The sequence below is a fragment of the Nostoc mirabile CHAB5784 genome, from assembly GCF_020829645.1.
GTDB lineage: Bacteria > Cyanobacteriota > Cyanobacteriia > Cyanobacteriales > Nostocaceae > Nostoc > Nostoc mirabile.
Window position 1 is genome coordinate 128,690 of the sequence record NZ_JAIVFS010000012.1, and the last position, 9,272, is coordinate 137,961.

At 40.0% G+C, this 9,272-nt stretch carries 10 protein-coding genes and 2 pseudogenes; 5 read left to right on the plus strand and 7 right to left on the minus strand.

Annotation, left to right across the window (positions count from 1 at the left end; genetic code table 11):
* Nucleotides 1-11: 11 nt before the first annotated feature.
* A complete protein-coding gene (locus tag LC653_RS11170; RefSeq protein WP_229494545.1) occupies nucleotides 12-191 on the minus strand; it encodes a hypothetical protein in 180 nt (59 codons plus the stop codon).
* 62 nt (nucleotides 192-253) lie between these two features.
* On the opposite strand from LC653_RS11170, the pseudogene LC653_RS11175 reads away from it, so the two are divergent.
* A pseudogene (locus LC653_RS11175) lies at nucleotides 254-1,478 on the plus strand (RNA-guided endonuclease InsQ/TnpB family protein).
* 14 nt (nucleotides 1,479-1,492) lie between these two features.
* Nucleotides 1,493-1,768, plus strand: a complete 276-nt coding sequence (locus tag LC653_RS11180) for a PIN domain-containing protein (RefSeq protein WP_308189073.1) — start codon at nucleotides 1,493-1,495, stop codon at nucleotides 1,766-1,768.
* A gap of 58 nt (nucleotides 1,769-1,826) precedes the next feature.
* Here the strand turns inward: LC653_RS11180 and LC653_RS11185 are convergent, their stop codons facing one another.
* From LC653_RS11185 to LC653_RS11205, 5 genes are all read right to left on the minus strand, one after another.
* Nucleotides 1,827-2,465, minus strand: a complete 639-nt coding sequence (locus tag LC653_RS11185) for a histidine phosphatase family protein (protein WP_229494546.1) — start codon at nucleotides 2,463-2,465, stop codon at nucleotides 1,827-1,829.
* A 523-nt stretch (nucleotides 2,466-2,988) separates the two neighbouring features.
* On the minus strand, nucleotides 2,989-3,510 hold the full coding sequence (locus tag LC653_RS11190; RefSeq protein ID WP_229494547.1) for a hypothetical protein: 522 nt from the start codon (nucleotides 3,508-3,510) through the stop codon (nucleotides 2,989-2,991).
* A 105-nt stretch (nucleotides 3,511-3,615) separates the two neighbouring features.
* Entirely contained in the window at nucleotides 3,616-4,059 is a 444-nt protein-coding gene (locus LC653_RS11195; protein ID WP_229494548.1) for a hypothetical protein, read from the minus strand.
* A gap of 254 nt (nucleotides 4,060-4,313) precedes the next feature.
* Entirely contained in the window at nucleotides 4,314-4,496 is a 183-nt protein-coding gene (locus LC653_RS11200; protein WP_100900626.1) for a CsbD family protein, read from the minus strand.
* Nucleotides 4,497-4,846: 350 nt separating this feature from the next.
* Complete coding sequence (locus LC653_RS11205) at nucleotides 4,847-5,311, minus strand: hypothetical protein (protein ID WP_229494549.1); 465 nt, start codon at nucleotides 5,309-5,311, stop codon at nucleotides 4,847-4,849.
* 253 nt (nucleotides 5,312-5,564) lie between these two features.
* On the opposite strand from LC653_RS11205, the gene uvrB reads away from it, so the two are divergent.
* From uvrB to LC653_RS11220, 3 genes are all read left to right on the plus strand, one after another.
* Nucleotides 5,565-7,562 (plus strand): excinuclease ABC subunit UvrB, encoded by a 1,998-nt coding sequence (uvrB, locus tag LC653_RS11210; RefSeq protein WP_229494550.1) that lies wholly within the window; start codon nucleotides 5,565-5,567, stop codon nucleotides 7,560-7,562.
* A gap of 856 nt (nucleotides 7,563-8,418) precedes the next feature.
* Nucleotides 8,419-8,631: a hypothetical protein gene (locus LC653_RS11215; RefSeq protein WP_229455025.1), complete on the plus strand. Its 213-nt coding sequence runs from the start codon at nucleotides 8,419-8,421 to the stop codon at nucleotides 8,629-8,631.
* Between the two features lie 18 nt (nucleotides 8,632-8,649).
* A complete protein-coding gene (locus LC653_RS11220) occupies nucleotides 8,650-9,072 on the plus strand; it encodes a type II toxin-antitoxin system VapC family toxin (protein WP_229494551.1) in 423 nt (140 codons plus the stop codon).
* A 97-nt stretch (nucleotides 9,073-9,169) separates the two neighbouring features.
* Here LC653_RS11220 and LC653_RS47895 read toward each other — a convergent pair.
* Nucleotides 9,170-9,272: pseudogene (locus LC653_RS47895) on the minus strand (IS982 family transposase); the annotation flags it as partial.

Consider the following 9,272-nt stretch of genomic DNA (forward strand, 5'->3'; position numbering starts at 1 on the left):
CTCCGACCAATTCAATCCGCAGGATTGACAGGAAGGGGGTCAGCGTTATTTTTAACACTCTCTATATTTGGTAATCTGTCAACCCAGTCTTCTACTATCTGCGTGACTGTTTTATCTTTCGTTACAGCATAAGAGCGAAGTTTATTCAATCTGCGCTCAGACATCCTGACATTTAATCTAGTAGTTTTCATGTTTGTCTACCCGTTGTTGTCACTATTATGATAGTATAGTCTTGATGATTCAGGATAGATAAGTGAGGACAGCGTACCAATACAAGCTACGACCAACAACAAAACAAGCCATAGAGATAGACAGATGGCTGTCTATGCTATGCGCTCAATACAACTATTTGTTGGCTGATAGATTTGATTGGTACGAGCGCAACCGTTCAGCGATTAATGCCTGTCAAGAGTGTGTGTCACCTACCAGAATTACGCGATAATCCAGACTATTACAGTCAGAAGAAAACGTTACCCAACCTCAAAAAAACTCATCCTCATTACGGCAATATTTATTCACAAGTTTTGCAGGATGTAGTTAAACGGGTAAAAGTAACTTTTGATCGGTTTCTTAAAGGTGATAGTAATGGTAAAAGAAGCGGTAAGCCAAGATTCAAATCTCGCAATCGTTATCGCACTTTCACATACCCACAAATAAAAGATGGATGTTTGCAAGGTAACTTGATTGATTTACCAAAACTAGGAAAAATCAAAGTTATTCTGCATCGTCCTTTGCCTGATGGATTCAAGATTAAAACTGCTTCCGTGACCAAAAAAGCTGATGGTTACTATTTAACTCTCAGTTTGGAAGACGCAACAGTTCCAACAATTAAGCCCGATTTTAACCCGGATTCCATAACTGGGATTGATGTTGGATTAAAAGCTTTTTTAACAACTTCTGATGGTAAAACTGTTGCTATTCCTCAACATTACCGCAAAGCGCAGAAACGTTTACGGATTATTCAAAAACGTGTTTCACGTCGCAAAAAAGGCAGTAAACGTAGACAAAAAGCTGTTAAACAACTAAGCAAGCAGCACAAGAAAGTTGCTGATAAACGCAAAGATTTTCATTTCAAAACTGCTAACAACTTGTTGAAAAAATATGATGTTATAGCAGTTGAAGATTTGAATGTTTTTGGACTAGCACGTACCCGATTGGCAAAGTCTGTACTTGATGCTGGATGGTCAAGCTTTCTGTCGATACTAACAAACAAAGCCGAAAATGCTGGTTTGTTGGTTATCCCAGTTAAAGCTTCTGGTACAAGTCAAGATTGTTCTAATTGTGGGGTGAAAGTTCCTAAAAAGCTGCATGAACGTTGGCATTCTTGCCAGTGTGGTTACAGTCTTGACCGTGACCACAACGCAGCGATAAATATAAAAAATAGAGCGGTAGGGCATTCCGTTCTTAAAGCCAAGAGCCTCCTAAGCAATAGCCGGATTGTCTTGGAAGCCTACACTTACTGCAAAGCAGAAGTGTAGGAGATGTCACCGATTTGTATTACATTATCCGCAGGGCAAGAGGTCGAGAGTGGACACTTACTTATTTAAGGCAGTTGGTCAACTTCTGCCGTGTTGCCACCGTAGACAGTACCACAATCAACATGGCACTCAACCTTAACTTTAGAGATTTTGAAGACGCTATTCAATACAGCACTGCGGTACTCAATTACTTAGATGCTATTATTACTCGCAACCCTAGAGATTTTCCAGTTGCTACTCCCAGAATTATGACACCTGAACAATTGATTCAAGAACTAACAAATACTTAATAAATAATTAAGTCAAATATATTAATTCCTAACTCCTAACTCCTAACTCCTAACTCCCTCACGTTCCCGGTAAATTTCGCAACTGCTCATTCAAATGACTACGGTCTGCCAAAACCTTTAACAGTGGCCCATGTGAGGTAAATTCTACAATACTGACCGAAGCAACAGGACATCCCAAACGAAAACGGAAGCGTCCCACATCAATCCCTAGTAAACTACACAGCATAATTCTGATAGTTGCCTTGTGGGAAACAACTAAAACATTACCACTACTATAATTGTGTTTAATTTCTTCAATTACCTGCAAGGCACGAGAAGCAATTTTTACTGCCATTTCTCCACCATTTGGCGCATTCCAAGCCGGATCTGCTGACCAGCGAATATAATCATCGTGATATTCACGGCTAATTACTTCTGGCGTTCTTCCTTCCCACAAGCCATAGTTGATTTCCTTTAAACCATCTCTGAGTTGTGGTTCTATCTTTATTGCCTCACATAAAGGTTTTACTGTCAATACAGTTCGCTGCATTGGACTACAAAATATTGCTGTCCAATCCATAGAACTATATGCCTCAGCAAAAGCCTTTGCCATATCTAACCCTTCTGGGGTAAGTTCTGAGTCTATGGAACCGCAAAAGGAATTATTGCGGCTGCATTCTGTTTGTCCGTGACGGAGGAAATAAAGAGTTAGGCTCACGGTATATTCTCATTGATTGTAAATTTAACAGCGTTAACAATCAGATGTAGCTGAAGATAGTTAATGCCTGTGGTATATTACTACAGTTTTTTGATATTTGGAATGATTTTCAAAGGCTTTGTTACCGCAAGGCGGAAGTCACGCATTCACGCATAATTGTATTCTGAGCTCTTGCGCCATTTCAAATAGCAGGGCTATTTCATTCTCCGAAAAGCCCGCCTCAGAATGAATTCTGAGTCTAATAGCACTCATTCATCTAAAGATGACTGAGAAAAGGTTCTAGTCCGTTTTAACGGACTTTAGCTAAAAGCCAAAGAACTTTAGTTCTGGGCGGTTTATGTATAGAATGAAATAGCCCTATTCAAATGGTATGTTTATTTTTGCGCCCATTGTACTGTACTAAGTCTGTCGTAGATATCGCCATTAAGCGATCGCTTATCTAGTCCATTTTAATAAGCAAAAATAAAGGTGGGTAATAACCCACCTAATCTCTTACTCATCCTCCAAACTCAAAATTCAGAAGTTACTTGTGACTACCCAACCACTTAGCCGCCGCAATTCCGAGAATGCCTGCTACTACAGGATTACTGAGAAACTTGATAATCCCTGGTTGCTCCGCCAGCACTTCGCGGAAAATGTCGGGGTGGTTATGATACACAAAGGACGCTAGTTTGCTAACATCATCAGCAGTCATGCGGCTGGCGTGGTGTGTAGAAAGTCCCAACTGTTGCTCTAGATGCTTCTCGTCTAGTTTTCTTTCCTTCAAGTGTTTGAAAAAGGCTCTTGCTACATCATCCCGTTCATTGGGTTTAATTTGTGCGATCGCCTGTTGTAATTCTGGCTCCATTTGGCTGGTTGGAATGCGATCGGGATGTAAAGATTTACCAAATAAGTGCCGACGTTGATCTGGTGTTGTCCGTTGAGCAAAATCATCAAAGTTTTGATATTCCGCCGTTGATTCGGCTGTAGTATTATCCAGAGATTCAACATCACCTTTAGCCAAATCTTTGATTATTTGACGTTTATAATCTTCGCTGGTTGCCACTGTATTTATCTCCTTTTTTCGCAAATTCTTTGGATGGCTAGTATTTGCAAGCTCTAATTCCAAATTCATCAAACTCTATTCAAGTTTTAATTGCAAATACAGCAATTAAGTATACTTAACTTGATTAGTTTGAGTGTCATATTCAGTAGTCAAAATCAATTGCTTATCAGGTGCGTAAATCAAAACCTTTAAATCTTGTTTTGGGAAGTTTTTATGGAAACCTTGAACTAAAGATTTTGCTAATGGTCGCACTTCGTTCGGACGAACTTTAGGGGAAATCACAACACCTAATTTGTTGTTATCACGAACAAAAGCGTCCTGAACTAATCCTTGAGATGCTTGCACAACCCAATTACCAAAGGTTTGTCCTCCTGGGGTATTGCCTCGCTCTAACTCTGCATAAGTTACATCTCGGCCAATTGCTGAGGGGGTAGTTGGGCGGTCAAGTTGTGACATTGTACTTGTACCACCACAAGCGGTAGTTATCATCAGTACTCCGATTAAAAGGAAAGTCGCCAATATTTTGCGACTTTGCTGAATCAGAATCATTTTTTTACCTCCTGAAAAAACACTTTAAACAACAAATAGAATAGGTTTTATATTCAAACTAATTGCTTGCATTTATCAACTTGGAATCTATAGAGGTTATTCCTCTAATTTTTAATACATTTATTTTGGAATGTAGAGACGGAATTTATAACGTCTCTACATTAATTTTGAATCTTCAATCCTTCATGCTTTTTTACAAAAATGGAATCCACCCCATTTATATTCCTATTTCTGCAAAAAATCTGAATTATTTATTAGTCAATATTTTTCTTGACATTATCTTTCACATCTTCAATGCCGTGACGTACTTCGCTCTCGGCTTGCTTTGCTTTGCCTTCAGCTTTATCTTCTGGATCTCCAGTAACATTTCCTAAAGCTTCTTGGGCTTTACCTTCAACATTTTTAGCAGCTGCTTTTGCGCGATCTTCTATGCTCATTTTGTACTCCTGATTTAATCAAAGATTTATTTCAAAGTTTGTTTACAGCTTTGAAATCTTTTGTTATTACCTTTACACACTAGCTTAAACTTTTTGCTAAAGCCTTCCACCACAAGGCAGATTCAATAATTCGTAATTCGTAATTCGTAATTCGTAATTAAGAAAGTTAGTTGTAGTAAGCGTTGTGGCTGTTAGTTGAATATAAAATAAAGTAAGAACAGTTTAGTTACCTATGCTAAAAGACATAGAATAAGTGCAAATATGGTAATCTCTACTTTTGACTGTTTAAATAAAAAACCCAGCTTCCTATAGAAACTGGGTTAATAAAGTTATGGGGATATTTTATTTGTCTAATCTAGAAAACCCATCAGGCTTTCAGAATTGTCAATCTCATTTGATGCTATTGGACGATTACCGAAGGTGGAATAGCTTTCATCAATTACCAATAAACTTGAGCCAATTGGACGAACCCCAGAGAGGTTGATACTTTCAACCACTTGGAATGTATTAGCACCAATTGGACGAATACCCATTGAGTTATAGGTTTCAACTACTTCCAAGCTACTGGTGCTAACGGGACGCACCCCAGCAATTGAGAGGTGTTCAGCAACTTCTAAGTCGCTAGCGCCTATGGGACGAATTCCAGAAATGGCGAGTGTCCCAGAAGCTCCAACTGGCAGTTCATTAACTTCCTCGACTTTATCAGCATTCAAGCTCTGGTCTTGTTGATTTTCAACTTCCTCTGTAGCTTCCCCTTGAGACTTGGCATACTTTTGCCGAGAACTGGTTGCTTTGCCAGCGTTGCTAATAGTCATAAACGAAAACCTCTGGTTTGTTAATTGAATTTTACAATAATTAAGGAAAGATGAAATTTTTTCCCATATACATTAGAGTTTAACCTTAAAAAACATCATATAGATATAAGAATCTTTAAAACTGAGACATAAGTAAATTTAAATAAATAATTTTTGTAAAGAACTATTACTATTTATTTGCTCTAATAAGCCAGCTAGAATGGATACAGGGCGGAATCGTCACCATGAGATAGGGTATTTACAGCAAAATTGTATGACAGAATTTTGTCTTCAAGCTCCCTTTAGTCCCACAGGCGATCAACCAGAAGCGATCGCACAACTTACTGCTAGTATCCAAGCTGGTAATCGTTACCAAACTTTACTCGGAGCCACCGGAACTGGTAAGACATTTTCGGTAGCAGCAGTTATTGAGAAAATTGGCAAGCCTACTTTAGTTCTGGCGCATAACAAAACCCTTGCTGCCCAGCTTTGTAACGAGTTGCGAGATTTCTTTCCCAACAACGCAGTTGAGTATTTTGTCAGCTACTACGATTATTATCAGCCAGAAGCGTATATTCCCGTTACCGATACTTATATTGAAAAAACGGCAGCCATTAATGATGAAATAGATATGTTGCGGCATTCAGCGACGCGATCGCTTTTTGAACGCCGTGATGTCATTGTCGTTGCTTCCATCAGTTGCATCTACGGTTTAGGAATGCCAGCAGAATATCTGAAAGCTGCCATCCCCCTTCAGATAGGTATGGAAGTAAATCAACGCCAAATTTTACGAGATTTGGCAAATGTTCAATATAGCCGCAACGACATAGAAATGGGTCGGGGAAAATTTCGCGTCCGTGGTGATGTCTTAGAAATTGGCCCAGCTTATGAAGACCGAATTATTCGTGTGGAATTTTTTGGTGATGAAATTGACGCGATTCGCTACATTGATCCGGTGACAGGTGAAATTCTCAAAAGTTTGGAAGCGGTGAATGTTTACCCTGCACGTCACTTTGTCACCCCAGAAGAACGGTTAGAAGTAGCTTGTAATGACATCGCAGCAGAATTAAAACAGCAAAAACTAGACTTAGAACAAGCTGGGAAACTATTAGAAGCGCAACGTATAGATCAACGTACACGCTATGACCTAGAAATGCTGCGCGAAGTAGGTTATTGCAACGGCGTTGAGAATTATTCCCGTCACTTAGCAGGAAGGCAAGCTGGAGAATCACCAGAATGTTTAATTGATTATTTTCCCAAAGATTGGCTACTAATTATCGATGAATCTCACGTTACAGTACCCCAAATTCGCGGTATGTATAACGGTGATCAAGCTAGAAAAAAAGTTTTAATTGAACATGGATTTCGTCTTCCTAGTGCTGCTGATAACCGTCCTTTGAAAGCCGAGGAATTCTGGGAAAAGGTAAATAAGTGTGTTTTTGTGTCAGCAACTCCCGGAAATTGGGAATTAGAAGTTTCTGAAGATCACGTAGTTGAGCAAGTAATTCGACCAACTGGGGTGGTTGATCCAGAAATTTCTGTGCGTCCCACAGAAGGACAAATTGATGATTTGTTGGGAGAAATTAAAGATAGAGCCGATCGCCATGAACGAGTGTTGATTACCACATTAACCAAGCGGATGGCGGAAGATTTAACCGAATATTTGCAAGACCACGGTATAAGGGTAAGGTATTTACATTCCGAGATTACTTCTATTGAGCGCATTGAAATTTTGCAGAACTTGCGCGAGGGGAAATTTGATGTTTTGGTTGGTGTAAATTTGCTGCGGGAAGGTTTGGATTTACCCGAAGTTTCCTTAGTAGCAATTATGGATGCAGATAAAGAAGGTTTCTTACGAACCGAGCGTTCCTTAATTCAAACTATTGGTAGAGCCGCACGTCACATCCAGGGACAGGCGATTTTGTATGCCGATAATATGACAGGTAGCATGATTAAAGCCATTGATGAAACAGATAGACGGCGTGGTATTCAAACAGCACATAATCGACTGCATGGGATTACACCACAACCAATTGTCAAAAAATCAAGTAATGCGATTTTGGCATTTTTAGATGTATCTCGGCGGTTAAATGCAACTGACTTGAAAGTTGTAGATGAACATATAGATGAATTGCCATTGGAACAGATTCCAGGGTTGATTACTCTGTTAGAAGCACAGATGAAAGAAGCAGCAAAGAAACTGGAATTTGAAGAGGCGGGGAAATTGCGCGATCGCATTAAACATCTGCGGGATAAAATGCTAGGACGTTAACGTGAATCTAAGGTTATTAAGTCAACATTTGGGTGACAAAGCGCTCAACTTACCACCAAGAAGCGATAATGGATAAGATGCCATTTACGTTTTAAGAGGATGTTTTAAAAGTCCTCTGGTCGGTAGCAAAACGTTGTTAGATCCCCCTAAATCCCCCGATCAATTGGGGGACTTTGATTCCGGTTCCCCCCTTTTTAAGGGGGGTTAGGGGGGATCAACAAGTGCCTAAAATTACAGCCAGCCACTTTTAAAACATCCTCTAAGAGTGTGGTAGCCATGACTGAGTTACTTGAGCGTGCGACGCCGATAGCGAAGCGTTAGCGAGTCCGCGAGCGTCATAGCCCGTCGTAGACATCGCGCAACTAAAAACTTTACCTGTTGCCGAACAGGATGCGACGCCGAATAGCCCGCCGCAGGCATCGCTGCTCGTCTCCTTGCCGAGATAGAGGATGAGCAAAGATGGAAGGCTCAGTTTGAATCTACAACAGATGCTCAGTGGGATCGTCTAGCTGATATGGTAAGGCAGGAAATTACTGCTGGCGATATCACTCCTATAGCTGACCAAATAATTACTAATTCGTAATTCGTAATTCGTAATTTATGGTTTCAAGCCCCTTAATTTATTAATGGAGAAACGAAAATGCGTAGCACCATATTTCAAGCCCCCGATTTTAATCGTGGGCTTGAATTACGAATTACGAATTATCAATTACGAATTATTGCGTGGAGGTTTCAAGCCCCAAAGGAATTGCAACTACGAATTACGAATTATCAATTACGAATTATGTTGACGATTACTCAAAACCAGATGCTCTTGCTATAATGCTTTCAGAATTCTAACTTTTAGTAGATCCCTATGACCTCCCAGCAACTTGAAGAACGCTCTCAACAACTCGAAGCGCGAGTTGCAACTTTGGAGACAGAACTGGCACAAATGAAACAGATGCTCTATGGGTTTGTGCAGAAAAAATCTTTTTGGTGGTTAGAAGTCGCAGGTAGCTTTGAAAACGATCCTACTTTTGAGGAAGCAGTTCGCTTTGGACAAGAATGGCGGAAATCTGCTGAGTAGGGTTGCTAACACTGCAAGATGTATATTCTTGACACCGACCATCTCAGTTTCATCCAACGCAATGGACAAGAGGGAAAGCGAATCCTGACAAGGCTGGCAGCCGTTGAAGAGGTTGAAATTGCAGTGACTGTAATTACCTACGAAGAACAAGTTAGAGGTCGGCTCAGTGTTCTATCTAGGGCGAAAAATCCAGATGAGCAAATTTTAGCGTATCAAGGGCTACAGCAACTCGCAACAGATTATCGTTCGATTGTGATTGTTCCGTTTACCCGTAGAGCCGCTCTAGAACATCAACGTTTGCGAAAAGCCTATCCTCGTTTAGGAAACATGGATCTGAAAATTGCCGCGATTTCTCTAACTAACAATGCAATCTTACTTACCCGTAATTTGTCAGATTTTGGACAAATCATAGAATTACGAACAGAAGACTGGTCAAAATAATTCGTAATTGATAGTTCGTAATTCGTAATTACAATTAGTGAGAGCTTGAACTCGTCACTTTCTTGTTGACCACTAAATTAACGTGAGTTCGATGGAACTAAAAAATCGCAGGAGGTAGAGCAGGTAAATCTTTCGGGGAAATGTCAATACCAGGTTTTTTGGGTAAATAGGTGTAGGCGGTTAAACCAGCTATCAAGTTA